Consider the following 16932-nt stretch of genomic DNA (forward strand, 5'->3'; position numbering starts at 1 on the left):
GGCGCACATGGTGCCGGTGTAGACCTGCAGCCCCGGATGCGGGGCTGTTTTCGTGGCTTGACGGCCTTTGGGCTTGCAGACGGGCGGAGGCGGGTATGCGGATCGGCGTCGATCTCGGAGGCACGAAGATCGAGGCGATCGCCTTGGACGATGCCGGGACGGAGCTGCACCGCCAGCGCATCCCGACGCCGCGCCTTTACGAGGGCACGGTCCAGGCGATCCGCGACCTCGTCGGCGCGGTCGAGTCCACTGTGGGCGAGCGCGGCACGGTCGGCGTCGGCATGCCCGGCGTGCTGTCGCCGCAGACCGGCCTGGTCAAGAACGCCAACTCCACCTGGCTGATCGGCAAGCCCTTCGACAAGGACCTCAGCGCCGCCCTCGGCCGCGAGGTGCGCTGCGAGAACGACGCCAACTGCCTGGCGGTGTCGGAGGCGACCGACGGCGCCGCGGCCGGCAAGGGCGTGGTCTTTGCCGTGATCATCGGCACCGGCACCGGCGCCGGTATCGCCGTCAACGGCCGTGCCCATCGCGGCGGCAACGGCCTGGGCGGCGAATGGGGCCACAACCAGCTGCCCTGGGCCACGCCCGAGGAGCTGCCGGGCCCCGACTGCTACTGCGGCAAGCAGGGCTGCCTGGAGACCTGGATCTCTGGCACCGGCTTCGGCAAGGACCATGTCCGGGTCACCGGGCAGGAGATCTCGACCCATGAGGTGGTGTCCAGGGCCGAGGCCGGCGATCCGGACGCCTCGGCCACGCTGGAGCGCTACATCAGCCGGCTGACCCGCGGCCTGGCCCATGTCGTCAACCTGCTCGACCCCGATGCCATCGTGCTCGGCGGCGGCATGTCGAATGTCGCGCGCCTGTATGACGAGGTGCCGCGCCGCCTGCCGCCGATCGTGTTCGGCCGGGAGTGCGCCACGCCGATCCTGAAGGCCAGGCACGGCGACAGCAGCGGCGTCCGCGGCGCCGCCTGGCTGTGGCGGCAGGGCGAGACCGACTGAAGTCACACTCCTTGTTCTCTTAACGTTCCCTGGTCTCGCGATCTGGCGGCCGCTGAGGTATGATCCGCGCCCCTGACTCGCCGTGAGGCCACCGCATGTCCCAACCGGAACGCCGCCTGACCGCCATCCTCTGTGCCGATGTGGTCGGCTATTCGCGACTGGTGGGGCGCGACGAGACCGGCACGCTGGCCCGGCTCGACCAGGCTCGCGGCATCCTGCGGAATGCGATCGAAGGGCAGGGCGGCCGCATCTTCAACCTGGCGGGCGACGGGATGCTGGCCGAGTTCCCCAGCGCCCTGGCCGCGGTGCAGGCCGCGATCACGGCCCAGGACAGGCTCGACGATTGGGCCGAGGTCCAGCCCGAGGACGACCGCATGCGCCTGCGCATCGGTGTCAATCTCGGCGATGTCGTGGTCAGCGGCGACGACCTGCTGGGCGATGGCGTCAATGTCGCGGCGCGGCTGCAGGAGGTGGCGGTGCCGGGCGGCATCTGCCTGTCCGGCGCGGTCTACGAGCAGGTGCGCAGCAAGATCGAGACCGGCTTCGCCGATCTCGGTCCGCGCGCGATGAAGAACATCGCCGATCCGGTGCGGGTCTATGCCCTGCGGATCGGGCCGGAGGTACCGTGGGCGGAGCAGCGGGTCCCGCCTGTTGCGGCCGCCCACCCAGGGCACGCGGTCTTCGGCCGGCTGCGCCGCCGGTTCCTCGGCGCGCTCGTCGTCGTCGCCGTGCTGCTGGTTATCAACCTGATGACCAGCCCCTACGACATCTGGGTGCAGTGGCCGGCGCTCGGCCTCGGCGTCGCCGTGCTGCTGCCGGTGATCCGCCACCTGCTCTGGGGCCGGCCGCTCGACGCCGGCAGCAAGTAGCGGTCGGGCTCAGGCCAGCAGCAGGGCGTCGTCGTCGAGCTGCCCGCCGCGGACCTTGCTGAACAGCTTCAGCAGGTCCGGCACATCCAGGCCGCTGCGGTCGTCATTGGCGACGTCGAAGGCGACCCGGCCCTCATGCAGCATCACCGTGCGGCTGCCATGGTCCAGGGCGTGGCGCATCGAATGGGTCACCATCAGCGCCGTCAGCTTCTGCTCCTCGATGATCTGGCAGGTCAGACGCAGCACGAAATCCGCGGTGCGCGGATCGAGCGCCGCGGTGTGCTCGTCCAGCAGCAGGATCTTCATGCCGGCCAGCGTCGCCATCAGCAGGCTGACCGCCTGGCGCTGGCCGCCGGACAACAGGCCCATGGAATCGCCCAGGCGGTTCTCCAGCCCCAGCCCCAGCACCGCCAGCTTGTCGCGGAACACCGCGCGGCGCGGCCCGTCGAGCGAGGCGGCGAGGCCGCGGGCGCGGCCGCGGGCATGGGCCAGGGCCATGTTCTCCTCGATCGACAAGGCCTCGCAGGTGCCGGCCATCGGGTCCTGGAACACCCGGGCGACCAAGCCGGCCCGCTTCGGCGCCGGCCAGCGGGTGACGTCGATGCCGTCGATCTCGACCCGGCCGCGCTCCGCCACGGCATCGCCGCTCAGCACGTTCAGCAGGGTCGACTTGCCGGCGCCGTTCGAGCCGATGACGGTGACGAACTCGCCGCTCGGGATGGTCAGGTCGAGGCCGCGCAGGGCCTTGTTCTCGAGCGGCGTGCCGCGGCCGAAGGTGACGTGAACGTCCTGGACTCGAATCATCTCAGGCGCTCCGCCGGAACAGGGTCTTCAAGGGGTTGCGGACGCCCGGCAGCATCAGCGCGACGCCGACCAGGACGGCGGTCACCAGGTTCAGGTCCGAGGATTGCAGCCCGAGCCAGCTGGTGTTCAGCGCCAGTGCGATGGCGGTGCGGTACAGGACGGCGCCGATCACGCAGGCCAGCAGCATCAGCACGATCGAGCGGGTGCGGAAGATGGTCTCACCCAGGATCACCGCGGCCAGGCCGTTGACGATGGTGCCGGTGCCGACGGTGACGTCGGCGAAGCCGGCGGTCTGGGCGAACAGGGCGCCGGCCAGCGCCACCAGCGCGTTCGACAGCGCCATGCCGACATAGATGTGCAGCTTGGTCGAAATGCCCTGCGCCCGCGCCATCCGGGGATTGGCGCCGGTGGCGCGCATGGCCAGGCCGAACTCCGAGGTCAGGAAGCGGCCGAGGGCCAGGCCTACGACCAGCACGATGATCGCCAGCACCACCACCTTCAGGCTCGCCCGCGCCGGCAGGCCGGCCGCTTCGATCATCGGCGACAGCCAGGCGAACAGGCCGATCACCGTGTCCTGATTGATCAGCGCGACGTTCGGCTTGCCCATGATCCGCAGGTTGATCGACCACAGCGCGATCATGGTCAGGATGCTGGCCAGCAGATGCAGGATGCCGAAGCGGACGTGGAGCCAGGCGGTGACAAGGCCGGCCAGGGCGCCCGCCGCAACCCCGACCAGCGTGGCCGACACCGGGTCGAGGCCGGCGACGATCAGGGTGGCAGTGGTGGCGGCGCCGAGCGGAAAGCTGCCGTCGACGGTCAGGTCGGGAAAGTTCAGCACCCGGAAGGACAGGAACACCCCGAGCGCGACGAGGGCAAAGATCAGCCCGATTTCGATCGCGCCGAGAAAGGCGAACAGACTCATCAACACGTCCTGCGGAGCGGCCGCCGGCGACCGCGGAAACGAGAAGGCCCCGATATACGGGCTGTGGCCGGAGCTGTCATCTCCGTACAGTCGCATCGGGGCGCGAGCGCGTAGGTGGGTCCGCCCTGGCGAACCAACATCTCGCCAGCGCGACTGCAGACGCCACGTTGGGTTCGCTCGCGCGAACCCAACCTACGAGTGGATTTTACTTGATCACCTTCTTGGCGCGGCTCAGCACCGCCTCGGGGACGGTGACGCCCATCGCCGCGGCCGACTTCGTGTTCACGAACAGGTCGGTGCCGCTGGCGTTCTTGACCGCGATGTCGCCCGGCTTCTCGCCCTTCAGCACCCGGACCACGACCGCGCCGGTCTGGCGGCCGACCTCGAAATAGTCGAAGCCGACCGAGGCGATGGCGCCGCGGGTCACGCTGTCGGTGTCGCCGGAGAACACCGGGATCTTGTTCTCGGTGCCGACCTGGATCACCGCCTCGAGCGCCGAGACGACCGTGTTGTCGGTTGGGACATAGATCACGTCGACCTTGCCGACCAGGCTCTGCGCCGCGCCCTGGACGTCAGCCGATTTGGAGGCCGCGGCGGTGATGATCTCGACCTTCCACTCCGGCGCCATCTCCTGCAGCGCGGAGATCAGCGCCGCCGAATTGGCCTCGCCCGGATTGTAGGGCACGCCGATGGTCTTCACCTTCGGCACGATTTCCTTGATCAGGTTCAGGTGATCGGCCAGCGGCGACAGGTCGGAGATGCCGGTGACGTTGCCGCCGGGATGGTCCAGGTTCTTCACCAGCTGGGCGCCCGCGGGGTCGGTGACCGCGGTGAACACCACCGGAATATCCTGGGTCGCCGCGACCACGGCCTGCGCCGATGGGGTGGCGATCGGCACGATCACATTCGGGTTCTCGCCGACGAACTTCTGGGCGATCTGGGCCGCGGTGGCCGGGTTGCCCTGCGCCGATTCCCATTGGAAGACGAGGTTGTCGCCGTCCTTGTACCCGGCCTCCTCCAGCGCCTTCTTCACCCCGTCGCGGGCGGCGTCGAGCGCCGGATGCTCGACGATCTGGGTGACGGCGACCGTAACCTTGTCGGCGGCGACGGCCACCGAGGACAAAAGCGCCAGCGCCGCGCCCGCCGCCAATGCCAAACGGCTGATATGCATGAACATCCCCCCGTGTTTGGTGCCCCGGCTGACGTCGCCGGGCGTCTGTTGCGCATTAGCGCAGGCGGCCGGGGACCCGTCAAGGAACCGCCGTCCGCCTGCGTTTTGTCGGAGTTTTGGCCGGCTGAGCCCCCGGTCTCAGCCCAGGTCGAAGACGATGCCTTGAGCCAACGGCAGCTCGCGGCTGTAATTCACCGTCGCTGTCTGCCGGCGCATATAGGCCTTCCAGGAATCCGAGCCGCTCTCGCGCCCGCCGCCGGTCTCCTTCTCGCCGCCGAAGGCGCCGCCGATCTCGGCGCCCGAGGTCCCGATGTTGACATTGGCGATGCCGCAATCGCTGCCCGCCGCCGACAGGAAGGTCTCGGCCTCGCGCATATCGGTGGTGAAGATGCAGGAGGACAGGCCCTGCGGCACGTCGTTGTGTAGCATCAGCGCCTGGCCGAACTCCCGGTACTTCATGACGTAGAGGATCGGCGCGAAGGTCTCGTGCTTGACGATGTCGCTCTGCGCCGGCATCTCGGCGATCGCCGGGCTGACATAGTAGCCGCCCTGCGGCACGCCGGACGTGACCTGAGCGCCGCCGGTGACGGTGCCGCCCTGGTCGCGGGCTGCCGTCAGCGCCTTCTGCATGCCGTCGAAGGCAGCCTTGTCGACCAGCGGCCCGACCAGCGTGCCCTGCTCCAGCGGGCTGCCGATGCGCACGGCGCCATAGGCCTGCTTCAGGGCCGGGACCAGCTTGTCGTAGACGCTGTCATGAACGAACAGCCGGCGCAGGCTGGTGCAGCGCTGGCCGGCGGTGCCGACGGCGCCGAACAGGATGGCGCGCACCGCCATGTCCAGATCGGCCGACGGGCAGACGATCATGGCGTTGTTGCCGCCGAGCTCGAGCAGGGAGCGGCCGAGGCGCTGGGCGACGCGCGGCCCGACCTCGCGGCCCATCCGGGTCGACCCGGTGGCCGAGATCAGCGGCACCTTCGGGCTGTCGACCAGCTTTTCGCCGATCTCGCGGCCGCCGATCAGGATCTCGGCCAAGCCGTCCGGCACGCCGCCGAAGCGCTCGGCCGCCTTGCGGAAGATCGCCATGGTGGCCAGAGCCGTGACCGGGGTCTTCTCCGACGGCTTCCAGATCACGGGGTTGCCGCAGACCAGCGCCAGCGCGGCGTTCCAGGACCACACCGCGACCGGGAAGTTGAAGGCCGAGATCACCCCGACCGGGCCTAGCGGATGCCAAGTCTCGGCCATGCGGTGGCCCGGCCGCTCCGACGCGATGGTCAGGCCGTAGAGCTGGCGCGAGAGGCCGACGGCGAAGTCGCAGATGTCGATCATCTCCTGGACCTCGCCGAGGCCCTCCTGGAGGATCTTGCCGGCCTCGACCGAGACCAGGCGGCCCAGCTCGGTCTTGTGGGCGCGCAGCTCCTCGCCGAGCAGGCGCACCAGCTCGCCGCGGCGCGGGCCCGGCACGGTGCGCCAGTTCAGGAAGGCGTTGGACGCGCGCTCGATCGCGGCATCGGCATCGGCTTCGGTATTCTCGTGCAGGCGGGCGATCTCGGCGCCGTCGACCGGCGACCGGACGACCAGCGTGCCGCCGGCCAGGGCGTCGGGGTCCAGCCCGAGGCCGCGGATCAGATCGTTCAGCTCCATGAAACACAACTCCGGAGAACTTGAGCGCCGAAGGCGCTGATGGGCGGCATTCGTATCGTTGCGCGGTTCGCGGGGCAAGCGCAGTGGCGACGGGTGGGGCTGGCTGGCTGCACCACCAAAAATAGTATTGCCTTCCGAATAAAATGGTGTTTACGATTTGTTCGTATCCTGAAAATGGTGGTGCGGAATGGGCGCGACATTCTTCGATGTGCTTCATGCCGAAGCTGTGGCCATGGTCGTGGCGGTGCGGCAGATCCGCAGCGCCCGCAGCCTGCTCGACGGTTCGGCCGGCATCGCGACCTATGCCAATACCCTGCGCGAGGCCTATCACTACCAGCATGCGCTGCAGCCGGCCCTGGCTCTGGCGGCGGAGCGGATGTTGGACCACGGCCGGCACATGCCGCTGGCGCTGCTGCTGCAGGAGAAGGCGAGGGACGTGGCGGGGCTGGATCTTCGGGTGCTGGACGATCTCGAGGCACTCGGCTTCAGCCGGGCGGATGTGGTCACCTCGGTGCCGACGCCGCCGACCGAGGCCTGCATCGCCTGGTGCCGGTTCCTCGCCCGCAGCGATCATCCGGCCGGCTTCCTGGGTATCGCCTATCTGCTCGAATACCTCGCCGCCACCTGCGCCGGGACGGCGGTCGACGGCCTGCTGCGGACGGCGCGGATCGCCGGCATCCGCCGCGCGCTCAGCTTCCTGCGCAACCGTGTCGAAGCGCGGGAGGGCCATGTCCGGACGCTGGCTGCAGCCCTGCCGGCGCTCGACGATCCGGCGGAGATTGACGCGGTGCTGACCTCGGCCCGGGTGACACGGACGCTCTATGCCGGCATGCTCCGCGCCGTCGACGGCATGTCGGCAATGCCGGCGCGCCGGACGGCGGGCTGACAGGCGGTCGTCGGATCGCTACACCCTTCGGTAGACGTCGCGGCCGACGGAGAGCGGGCGAGGGGAGAAACCGATGCACGAGGGCATTGCCGCCAACCGGGCGAACTGGGACGAGCGGGTGGCGGTGCATCTCCGTTCCGCCTTCTACAATGTCGACGGTTTTCGGCGCGGCGAGACCGATCTGGGGCCGATCGAGGCGGCGGAGATCGGCGATATCGCCGGGCTGCGCGTGGCCCATCTGCAGTGCCATTTCGGCATGGACACGATGTACCTGGCGCGACGTGGCGCACAGGTCACCGGCCTCGACTTCTCCGCCAACGCCGTCGCCGCAGCCCGTGCCCTGGCGGCCGAGACCGGCAGCAGCGCCGATTTCGTTGAGGGCGACGTCTACGATGCGCCGCGCCTGCTCGGCGAGAGCCTGTACGACCTGGTCTTCACCAGCTGGGGCACGATCATCTGGCTGCCCGACATCGTCCGCTGGGCACAGGTGGTCGCGGCGCTGATGAAGCCCGGCGGGCGGCTCTATTTCCTCGACGGCCATCCGGTGGCGCGGGCGCTGGACCAAGCTAGCGCCGACGCACCCCTCGTGCCGAGCTACGCCTATTTCCGCGACGCGCCGATCGAGTTCGAAGTGCAGGGCAGCTACGCCGACCGCGACGCCGTCTTCACCCACACCCGCTCGGTCGAATGGGACCATCCGCTCGGCGCCATCGTCGGTGCGCTGCTGGCGGCAGGGCTGCGGCTGACGGCCCTGCGCGAGCATGACGCCGCCGCCTGGCAGATGTGGCCGTGTCTGGTGCCGGGGACGGACGGGCTGTGGCGGATGCCGGCGGACCGGCCGACCCTGCCGCTCAGCCTCACCATCGAGGCGGTGAAGAGCTGAAGCTGCTTTGGGTAGGAGTCCGGTCGGCTGAGCCGGGACCGGAGCGGCGTCTCACCGGGGCCTTCCGCATCGCCCCTTCTGGGTGAGACCGGCTTCGCTCAGCCCCGCGCGGCGATCCGGGCGGGGCCCTCCGGGGTCGGGATCTCGATGTCGACCTCGAGCGTCGACACGGAATTGCCGCGGTCGAGCTTGACCTGCACCTTTTCGCGGTCGATCGCGATGTGCTTGGCGATCACCGCCAGGATCTCCTCCTGCAGGATCGCCACCAGGTCGGRCCGGCCGCCGATCACCGACCGCTCATGCGCCAGCAGGATCTGCAGCCGCTCCCGCGCCACCGGGGCGGAGTTGCGCTTGGTGAAGAAGCTGAACAGGCTCATGCGACCCTCCGGCCGAAGAGCTTGGCGAAGATCCCCTTCTTGTCGCTCGGGACCGTCATCTCCAGGATCTCGCCCCGCAGGCGCTTCGCCGCGTCGGCATAGGCCCGGGCCGGGGCGCTCAACGGGGCGTTGAGGGTCACCGGCGCGCCCATGTTCGAGGCCCGCAGCACCTCCTCGCTCTCCGGGATGATGCCGAGCAGCGGGATCGACAGGATCTCCAGCACGTCCTCGGTCTTCAGCATCTCGCCGCGCTCGGCCCGCGCCGGGTCATAGCGGGTCAGCAGCAGGTGCTTCTCGACCCGCTCGCCCTTCTCCGCGCGCTCGGTCTTGGAATCGAGCAGGCCGATGATCCTGTCGGAGTCACGGACCGAGGAGACCTCGGGGTTGGTCACCACCACCGCCATGTCGGCGTGACGCATGGCCAGAACCGCGCCCTTCTCGATGCCGGCCGGGCTGTCGCAGATCACCCAGTCGAACTTCTCCTTCAGCTCGGCGACGACGCGCGACACGCCCTCCATGGTCAGGGCGTCCTTGTCACGGGTCTGTGATGCCGCCAGCAGCGACAGGGTGTCGATCCGCTTGTCGCGGATCAGCGCCTGCGACAGCTTGGCGTCGCCCTGGACCACGTTGATCAGGTCGAACACGACCCGCCGCTCCGACCCCATCACCAGGTCAAGGTTGCGCAGGCCGACATCGAAGTCGACGACGACGACATTCTGCCCGCTCTGGGCCAAGGCCGCGCCCAGCGCCGCGGTGGAGGTCGTCTTGCCGACGCCGCCTTTTCCGGATGTCACGACCAAGACCTTGGCCATACTTGCCGCTCTCCTCTTTTGTCTCAGTCCAGGGCTGCCAGAACCATGGCGTCGCCGTCGAGCCAAGCCTGCACCGCCCTGCCGCGCAGCTTCGGCTCCATGTCGTCCGCGGTCTTGTACAGACCGTCGATGGCCAGCAACTCGGCCTCGAGCCTGTGGCAGAAGATCCGGGCCCCGCCGTTGCCGGTGGATCCCGCGATCGCCCGGCCGCGCAGCGTGCCGTACACATGGATCGACCCGCCGGCGATGATCTCGGCGCCCGAGGCGACCGATCCGACGACCGTGACGTCGCCCTCCGGGAAGATCACCGACTGGCCGGAGCGCACCGGCCGGTCCAGCAGCAGCGAGGCGGCGGGCCGCGCCTCGGTGGACGGCGCCGCGGCCTGGGCGCCGTCCGGCACCTCGATCATCCCGGCGGGGCGGCTGCCGGTCATCAGCGGCGGCAGGCCCCAGGCCTCGGAGCCGAGCCAGGCCGGGTCGGCGCCCTCGATCCCGATCAGGCGGATGTCGCGTTGCTGCAGGTCATCGATCAGCGCCGCCAGATCCTGCTTGCGCATCGGCAGGGCCGACAGGTCGACCACCACCGGCCGGCCCTGGAAGAAGGCCGGCGAGCGCTGGATCTGGGCGTCGAGCTCGGTGAGCCAGTCCGTGATCGGCGGCTCCGGCGCCAGGACGAGCGCCATGAAGGAGCGACCACGGAAGCGGATGGCGGGGCGGGTGGTGCGGGCTGCTGTTGTCACGGTCAGGGGCGTAGCCGGGCGCGATCCGGCCGTCAACAAAGGGGTTCGCGACCATTCAACCCGGTTCGATCCGGATATGCAACAGGTTGTGGTTCCCAGCGGCCCGAGCCGCCATGTGTTGTGTCGTGGTCCTGTCCATCCCGCCCAGTCTGCAAAGCTTTCACCGCCTTGGCCACGGCCGAGTCGCCTCGCCGAGTCTCGGCGCGGAGATCCTCGGGACGCAGCAAGTCAGCGGGAGCGCCGGGCGACTCGGAAGCAGCGGGCGATGTGTTGGCCGCAATCGCAGCGGAGGGTCAGGCGGCCGTGCCGGCGTCGAAGCGGCGCAGGGTCTCGGCGAGATGTGGTGGCGGCGGCGCCTCGGCAGTGACCGGCGGCTTCTGCGGGTACAACGGCACCGACACGGCGCGGGCGTGCAGATGCAGCGGCGGGGCCTCCGGGCCACGGCCGGCGGTGCCGTAGATCGCATCGCCCAGGATCGGGAAGCCGGAGGCCGAGCAGTGCAACCGCAGCTGATGGGTGCGCCCGGTCAGCGGCCGCAGCTCCAGCCAGGCGAGGCCGCCATCGCGGCCGAGCACGCGGAACTCGCTGTGCGCCGGCTGGCCGGCGGGATCGACCTTCATCCACCAGCCGCGCTGCGCCGACCGCTTGGCCAGCGGCAGGTCGATGCGCCCCTCGTTCTCGATCGGGCCGCCCTCGACCACGGCCCAATAGGTCTTCGCCACCCGGCCGGAGGCGAACAACTGGCCCAGCGTCGCCGTGGCCTTGCGGTGCCGGCCCAGCACCAGGCAGCCGCTGGTGTCCTTGTCGAGGCGGTGGGCGAGGGCGGGCGGGTGCGGCAGGCCGAAGCGCAGCGCGTCGAGATGGTGGTCCAGCACCGGCCCGCCCTTCGGCCCGGCATGCACCGGCAGCCCGGCCGGCTTGTCGAGGATCAGCATCAGCCCGTCACGGTACAGCAGGCGGGCCAGGATCTCGGCGTCGGTCAATGCTGGGGTCGGGACGGCGATCATGCCGGCGTCATCGCACCGGCGCGGCCCGAAGGCAACATCGGGACCTTTTCAGAACAGCAATCATCCCTTTGCCGTCATTCCCGCGAACGCGGGAATCTCTTTCCGGTCAAAGCGTTACGAGATCCCCGCTTTCGCGGGGATGACGGATTGGGGATTCTGGAAAGGTCTCGACAGCGGCTTGGGTTGAACCAAGGAAGCACTTTAAGTTCAATAGATATATAATTGATATCGTTGAAATACAAAGCTTCCGCCACGCAGGTGGCGGAAGCTTTCTCCGGTTCAGGTCAGCGGTCAGTGGTGATGGCGATCCCGCCGCCAGTCATGCGCCACGCGGGCCTCGCAGCTGTTGCGCGCGTGGCGAGAATGGATATGGCCGCAGGCGGCATGCTGGCGGTGCTGCAGCGTCTCCCGGCGCCCATGATTGTCGTAGGGCGCGGCCTGGGCCGACGCGAAAGTCGCCGGCACGGCGACGATCACGGCGGTTGCGAGCAGGACAGTGCGGGTGAACTTCGAAATCATTTGAAGCCTGTGTGCGAAGTCATGCCTGACTGGCATGAACACTTCACGCGGCGGCTGCCGGGTTCCGTCGCGCCCGGCTACGGCCGGTCGATGCTGCGCCACCCATGCAGCAGCCGACGATCCTCCGCCGTGAAGGCGTAGTGGTGACCGCCCTGGCCGGCGGGCTGGTCGGCCGTGCGGCTGATCGGCCGGCCCTGCAGATGGCACAGCAGCAGCGCCCCGACCCCGCCATGCGAGACGATGGCGATGTCGCCTTCGGCCGGCGCCCGGCGCAGGACCTCGTCGATGGCGGCGACGATGCGGTGCTGGGCATCGGCCGCTCGCTCCCAGCCGTGCACGCTCTCCTGCGGCCGGGCGAAGAAGGCATCGGCCACAGTCTCGAACTCGAGCTTCGGCAGGTAACCGGTTGAGGAACGGTCGTTTTCGCCGAGCTCTTCCAGCTCGGTGATCGAGAGGCCTAGCGCCTCGGCCAGTATGGCGGCGCCGTCCCGCGCCTTGCGCTCGGTGCTGCAGAACAGGCTGCGCAGCCCCGCGGTCCAGGGCTGGTCCAGCACCGCCCGCATGCGCTCGCGGCCGCGCTCCGACAGAGGCCAGTCCGGCACCGGCACTGTCGGGTCGATCAGCACGTCGGGATGAGTGATGAAATGGACGTGCCGGGCCATGCGGTCCTCGCTGCGGAAGGCGCGGCATCATCTCCGATTTGCCAGACCGACGAAATTCCTGCATCGATCGTCGTGCATCGGCGCGAGGCGCCTCGATCGGGGAGGGGTGAGATGGTCAGGCTGGGCAAGCTGGCGAAGCGGTACCGGATCGAGGATGGCGACGGCTTCCGCCTGAAGGACTGGGACCCGGCCGACACCGCCTGGCTGGATGACAAGATCGTGGCCGAGGAGGCGCTGGCCGAAAGCGTCGCCAAGCTGGCGGAGATGCAGGACATGCTGTACGCCCAGGACCACTGGTCGGTGCTGCTGATCTTCCAGGCGATGGACGCGGCGGGCAAGGACAGCACCATCAAGCACGTCATGTCGGGGATCAACCCGCAGGGCTGCCAGGTCACCGCCTTCAAGCAGCCCTCGGCGGAGGAGCTGGACCATGACTTCATGTGGCGCACCACCCGCCACCTGCCGGAACGCGGGCGGATCGGCATCTTCAACCGCTCCTACTACGAGGAGGTGCTGGTGGTCCGGGTCCATTCCGGCGTACTGGGCAGCCAGCGCCTGCCGCCGAAGCTGGTGACCAAGAAGATCTGGAAGGAGCGGTTCGAGGATATCGGCGCCTTCGAACGCTACCTGGCCCGCAACGGCACGCTTGTCCTCAAGTTCTTCCTCAACGTCTCGCGCGAGGAGCAGAAGAAGCGCTTCCTCGACCGGCTGAACGAGCCGGAGAAGCACTGGAAGTTCCAGCCCGCCGATGTGGCCGAGCGGCAGCTCTGGCCCGACTACATGAAGGCCTATGAGGAGATGATCCGGGCGACCGCCGCGCCGCACGCGCCCTGGCACGTCATTCCGGCCGACAACAAATGGTTCACCCGGCTCGCCGTCGCCGCCGCGATCGTCGATGCCATGGCAGGGCTTGACCTCGCCTATCCGAAGGTCGACCCCGGGATCAGCGAGAAGCTGCAAGCCGCCCGCGCGTCGCTGGAAAACGAATAGCCCGGTCGTGACCGGCCCGCTGTCGATCGCCGTCTGCGGCTGCGGCCCGGCCGGTCTGGCCGCCGCCTGCTTCCTGCATGATGCCGAGCACCGGGTGCGGCTGCTCGAGCGCTTCGCCGAGCCGCGGCCGATCGGCGCCGGGCTGATGCTGCAGCCCGCCGGCCTCGCCGCACTGGGCCGGATCGGCGCGCTCGATGCAGCCTTGGCCTACGGCCAGCGGATCGACGGGCTGTACGGCCGCTCCGAGCCCTCGGGCCAGGTGGTGTTCGACCTCAGCTACGCCGCGGTCGATCCGGCCCTGCACGGCCTGGCGATCCACCGCGCCGCGATCTTCGAGGTGCTGTGGCAGGCGGCCGCCGCGCGCCGCATCCCGGTCGAGACCGGGGTCGAGATCGCCGCGCTGGCCGCCGATGCGGAGGGCCGGCCCGTGCCGGTCACCGCCGCCGGCCGCCGCCTGTCGGCGGTCGACCTGGTGGTCGACGCGACGGGCAGCGGCTCGGCATTGCGTCCGCTCGCCCGCGCCCCCGTCCGGCCGCGTCCCTACGCCTATGGCGCGGTGTGGGCGACCGTACCGGCTGCGGGGCTGCGGCTGGACCGGCTGGAGCAGCGCTTCCGTTCGGCGCGCGAGATGCTCGGCCTGCTGCCGGTCGGGCGGATGCCGGGCGACGACGTGCCGCGCGCCATCCTGTTCTGGAGCCTCAGGGTGGCGGAGCACCCGGCTCTGCTGGCGGCGGGCATCGGGGCGTGGCGGCGCCGGGTTCTCGACCTCTGGCCCGAGATCGAGCCAGTGATCGCCGGCATCACCGACCCCGGCCAGCTGACGCTCGCCCGCTACGCCCAGGCGACGCTGCGCCAGCCCTTCGGCGACCGCATCGCCTTCATCGGCGACGCCGCCCATTCGACCAGCCCGCAGCTCGGCGCCGGGGTGACCATGGCGATGCTGGACGGCGCCGCCCTGGCCGATGCACTGGCGGCCGCGCCGGACATCCCTGCCGCCCTGGCCGCCTATGCCGCGCGGCGCCGGCAGCACATCCGCTTCTACCAGCGCATGAGCGCGCTGCTGACCCCGGCCTTCCAGTCCGACCGACGCTGGATCGGGACCTTCCGCGACCTGACCTTCCACCCGTCGACGCGACTGCCCTGGCTGAAGCGCCGGATGATACAGACCTTCGCCGGCCTCTCAACCGGTCCCTTCGCCGCCGTGACGCCGGTCGCCCTGGCGGGAGCGGCGGACCCGATTTCTGATCGTGTTCCTGCAGTAAGATAATATATTTATCAATCTGATGTTCCATATTTCTGATATAACAGGTGAGTATGGTTGAATGGATGATCGGCGTTGTGCCGCGGGTGGCAATCGCCATGGCCACGATGCTGCTGGGCATCCTGCCCGGTGTCGCCCTGGCGGCCGACGCGTTTGTCCTCGCGGCTCCGGCAGGGACGTTCCGGATCGATCCGGCGACGCTGGCGGTGTCGTTCCGCCCCGCCGGCGAGGGCGAGGCGGTGCTGGCCGCCCCGGCCATGGACGCGGGACAGGTGACGGACCGGACCGACGCCGGCTGGCGCCTGGTCTCGGGTGACGACGCCTTCACGGTCGAGGCCGGCGTGCAGGACGGGGCGCTGCGCCTGTCGATCCGCTCCGACCGGCCGGCGACCCTGGCCTGGCCGCAGACCGCCGACCCGGCCGCGATCACCGCCTATGCCATGCCCTTCGGCGAAGGCAGCTACATCCCGGCCGACGACCCCGCCTGGCTTGACTGGCTGACCCGGCGTTATGAGCCGGCCGGCTTGGCCGAGCAGTTGTCGATGCCATTCTGGACCGAGCTGCGCGCCGACCACTCGATCACCTGGCTGGTCGAAACGCCGTTCAACACCACCTTCGCCGTCGCCGAAGAGGCCGGCCGGCCGCGACCGGTACTGGCGCACGATTTCACCCGCCTGGCGTCGGGCTCGCCCTATGTCGTCCGCATCGTGCCGGGACCGGCCGACCCGCTGGCCGGGGCGAAGACCTATCGCGCCTGGCTGCAGGCCAGCGGTGCATTTCTCTCGCTGACGGATAAGATTGTGGCCTTGCCGGATGTCGCCCGGCTCGGCGGCGCCCCGCACATCTACCTTTGGGGCAAAGGCCCGCTGAAGCCGGAGGATGTGTTGCAGTGGCGCGCCTTCGTCCGGCTGGTCCAGCAGAAGAAGGACGATCCCGGCCATCTCGCCGGTCGGCTGTGGCAGGTCTTCGATGCGGAGGGCCGCCAAGCCTTCGAGGGTGCATTCAAGGATGTGGCCGGCAGCGGCGGCTTCGTCTCGGCCTACAGCCGGACGACTCTGACCGGGGCGGTCAACGATGCTTTGCGCCAAGCCGTGCCGATGGCGCCGGTCGATCCGCTGCCGGGCGGGCACGATCCGGCGGCGGAGGCGGCCTGGGCCGGCGGCCCCCTGCGGGCGGCCCTGACCGAGGCCTTCGGCCCGCTGTTGGCGCCGCCCGAGCGCTGGGGTGGCGGGATGTCGCTCGACACCGTTGCGGCGCTGCAGCAGGCGGGGCTGACCCGCGCCTGGCTCGGCGTCGAGGATTGGCGCGACGCGCTGTGGCATCCCGAGGCTGTGACTGCCGCCAAGGCCGCCGGTTATCTGGTCGGCGCCTATGACAGCTATGGCAGCGCCCATCCGCCGGACCTGCCGGAGACGTGGCCGACGGCGCAGATGGGCGGCGATCTCGCCGCCGCCGGCTATGTCGACAGGAACGGCAGGATCGTCACGGGCTTCAGCGGCCGCGGCGTCTATGCCAGCGCGATGGCGGCGGAGCCTTATGCCCGGCAGCGGATCGCAGCGGTGGCCAAGGCGGCCGGCCTCGACAGCCTGTTCCTCGATGTCGATGCCACCGGCCTGGTGTTCGACGATTACGCGCCGGGCCGCGAGACCAGCGCGGCGCAGGATGCCGAGGCGCGCCGCCGCCGGCTGGCCTATGCGGCGTCGCTCGGCCTCGTCGTCGGCAGCGAGGGCGGCTCCGCCCTGTTCGCGCCGCAGATCGCCTTCGCCCATGGCATCACCACCCAGCCCTTCGCCTGGATGGCGCCGGAGATGAAGGACAAGGCCTCGCCTTACTACCGCGGCAACTACTGGCCGCCGGAGACGCCGTCGTTGTACTTCAGTACGGTCAAGCTGAAGCCGGAGATCGCGCGCGTCGCGTTCGATCCGCGCTTCCGCCTGCCGCTCTACGAGATCGCGCTGCATGACAGCGTCGTGACCACCCATCACTGGGAATACGGCTCGCTCAAATTCTCGGACCAGCGCGAGACTACGGCGCTGCTGCAGCTGCTGTATGCGGTGCCACCGCTCTACCACCTGAACGCCGCGGTGCTGGACCGCGACCTGCCGGCGGTCGTCGCCACTGACCGGGTGTTCCGGCCGCTGCACGAACGAGTCTTCACCCAACCGATGACCGATTTCGCCGTGCTGTCTCTCGACCGGCTGCTGCAGCGCTCTGCGTTCGGCGACGGCACGACAGTCACCGTGAACTTCGACACCAAACCGCGATCACTGCCCGACGGCACGACGCTGCCGGCGCAGTCGGCCCGCATCGCTGCGCCGGGGCAGGGGCCGCAGGTGGTCGAGGCCGGCGCCCTCTTCCGCTCCCTGAAGAAATAGGCGGATGCGCAA

General features: G+C 69.6%; 17 protein-coding genes. 7 read left to right on the plus strand and 10 right to left on the minus strand.

Annotation, left to right across the window (positions count from 1 at the left end; genetic code table 11):
- Nucleotides 1–95 precede the first annotated feature (95 nt).
- Together mak and AB4Z01_RS16665 are read left to right on the plus strand one after the other, a co-directional pair.
- Nucleotides 96–1001, plus strand: coding sequence for a fructokinase (gene mak / locus AB4Z01_RS16660; RefSeq protein ID WP_441695554.1), 906 nt, complete (start codon nt 96–98; stop codon nt 999–1001).
- A gap of 95 nt (nt 1002–1096) precedes the next feature.
- The gene (locus AB4Z01_RS16665) at nt 1097–1870 is read left to right on the plus strand and encodes an adenylate/guanylate cyclase domain-containing protein (protein WP_441695556.1); all 774 of its coding nucleotides are present in this window, start codon (nt 1097–1099) and stop codon (nt 1868–1870) included.
- A gap of 9 nt (nt 1871–1879) precedes the next feature.
- Here the strand turns inward: AB4Z01_RS16665 and AB4Z01_RS16670 are convergent, their stop codons facing one another.
- The 4 genes from AB4Z01_RS16670 to amaB form a co-directional block, all read right to left on the minus strand.
- Nucleotides 1880–2674, minus strand: coding sequence for an ABC transporter ATP-binding protein (locus AB4Z01_RS16670; RefSeq protein WP_441695557.1), 795 nt, complete (start codon nt 2672–2674; stop codon nt 1880–1882).
- Nucleotide 2675: 1 nt separating this feature from the next.
- Nucleotides 2676–3596, minus strand: coding sequence for an ABC transporter permease (locus AB4Z01_RS16675; RefSeq protein ID WP_441695559.1), 921 nt, complete (start codon nt 3594–3596; stop codon nt 2676–2678).
- 205 nt (nt 3597–3801) lie between these two features.
- Nucleotides 3802–4767, minus strand: a complete 966-nt coding sequence (locus tag AB4Z01_RS16680) for an ABC transporter substrate-binding protein (RefSeq protein ID WP_441695560.1) — start codon at nt 4765–4767, stop codon at nt 3802–3804.
- Nucleotides 4768–4905: 138 nt separating this feature from the next.
- The gene (gene amaB / locus AB4Z01_RS16685) at nt 4906–6408 is read right to left on the minus strand and encodes an L-piperidine-6-carboxylate dehydrogenase (protein WP_441695562.1); all 1503 of its coding nucleotides are present in this window, start codon (nt 6406–6408) and stop codon (nt 4906–4908) included.
- 187 nt (nt 6409–6595) lie between these two features.
- On the opposite strand from amaB, the gene AB4Z01_RS16690 reads away from it, so the two are divergent.
- Together AB4Z01_RS16690 and AB4Z01_RS16695 are read left to right on the plus strand one after the other, a co-directional pair.
- Nucleotides 6596–7294, plus strand: a complete 699-nt coding sequence (locus AB4Z01_RS16690) for an iron-containing redox enzyme family protein (RefSeq protein WP_441695564.1) — start codon at nt 6596–6598, stop codon at nt 7292–7294.
- Nucleotides 7295–7367: 73 nt separating this feature from the next.
- Entirely contained in the window at nt 7368–8177 is an 810-nt protein-coding gene (locus AB4Z01_RS16695) for a class I SAM-dependent methyltransferase (RefSeq protein WP_441695566.1), read from the plus strand.
- A gap of 98 nt (nt 8178–8275) precedes the next feature.
- On the opposite strand, the gene minE is transcribed toward AB4Z01_RS16695, so the two are convergent.
- From minE to AB4Z01_RS16725, 6 genes are all read right to left on the minus strand, one after another.
- Complete coding sequence (minE, locus tag AB4Z01_RS16700; RefSeq protein WP_441695568.1) at nt 8276–8554, minus strand: cell division topological specificity factor MinE; 279 nt, start codon at nt 8552–8554, stop codon at nt 8276–8278.
- Nucleotides 8551–9366, minus strand: a complete 816-nt coding sequence (gene minD / locus AB4Z01_RS16705) for a septum site-determining protein MinD (RefSeq protein WP_429228729.1) — start codon at nt 9364–9366, stop codon at nt 8551–8553. The genes minE and minD overlap by 4 nt, the downstream gene beginning before the upstream one ends.
- 23 nt (nt 9367–9389) lie before the next feature.
- Entirely contained in the window at nt 9390–10106 is a 717-nt protein-coding gene (minC, locus tag AB4Z01_RS16710) for a septum site-determining protein MinC (RefSeq protein WP_441695570.1), read from the minus strand.
- A gap of 293 nt (nt 10107–10399) precedes the next feature.
- Nucleotides 10400–11113: an RluA family pseudouridine synthase gene (locus tag AB4Z01_RS16715; protein WP_441695572.1), complete on the minus strand. Its 714-nt coding sequence runs from the start codon at nt 11111–11113 to the stop codon at nt 10400–10402.
- 291 nt (nt 11114–11404) lie between these two features.
- On the minus strand, nt 11405–11632 hold the full coding sequence (locus tag AB4Z01_RS16720) for a hypothetical protein (RefSeq protein WP_441695574.1): 228 nt from the start codon (nt 11630–11632) through the stop codon (nt 11405–11407).
- Between the two features lie 77 nt (nt 11633–11709).
- Nucleotides 11710–12294 (minus strand): histidine phosphatase family protein, encoded by a 585-nt coding sequence (locus AB4Z01_RS16725; protein ID WP_441695575.1) that lies wholly within the window; start codon nt 12292–12294, stop codon nt 11710–11712.
- Nucleotides 12295–12405: 111 nt separating this feature from the next.
- On the opposite strand from AB4Z01_RS16725, the gene AB4Z01_RS16730 reads away from it, so the two are divergent.
- The 3 genes from AB4Z01_RS16730 to AB4Z01_RS16740 are packed head-to-tail and all read left to right on the plus strand — an operon-like array spanning nt 12406 to nt 16920.
- Nucleotides 12406–13284 carry a polyphosphate kinase 2 family protein gene (locus AB4Z01_RS16730; protein WP_441695577.1) on the plus strand — a complete coding sequence of 293 codons (879 nt, stop codon included), beginning with the start codon at nt 12406–12408 and terminating at the stop codon, nt 13282–13284.
- A gap of 7 nt (nt 13285–13291) precedes the next feature.
- Entirely contained in the window at nt 13292–14551 is a 1260-nt protein-coding gene (locus AB4Z01_RS16735; RefSeq protein WP_441695578.1) for an FAD-dependent oxidoreductase, read from the plus strand.
- 47 nt (nt 14552–14598) lie between these two features.
- Complete coding sequence (locus tag AB4Z01_RS16740) at nt 14599–16920, plus strand: glycoside hydrolase (protein ID WP_441695628.1); 2322 nt, start codon at nt 14599–14601, stop codon at nt 16918–16920.
- The last annotated feature ends 12 nt before the right edge of the window (nt 16921–16932 follow it).

It is taken from the genome of Inquilinus sp. YAF38 (genome assembly GCF_052113205.1).
Lineage (GTDB): Bacteria > Pseudomonadota > Alphaproteobacteria > DSM-16000 > Inquilinaceae > Inquilinus.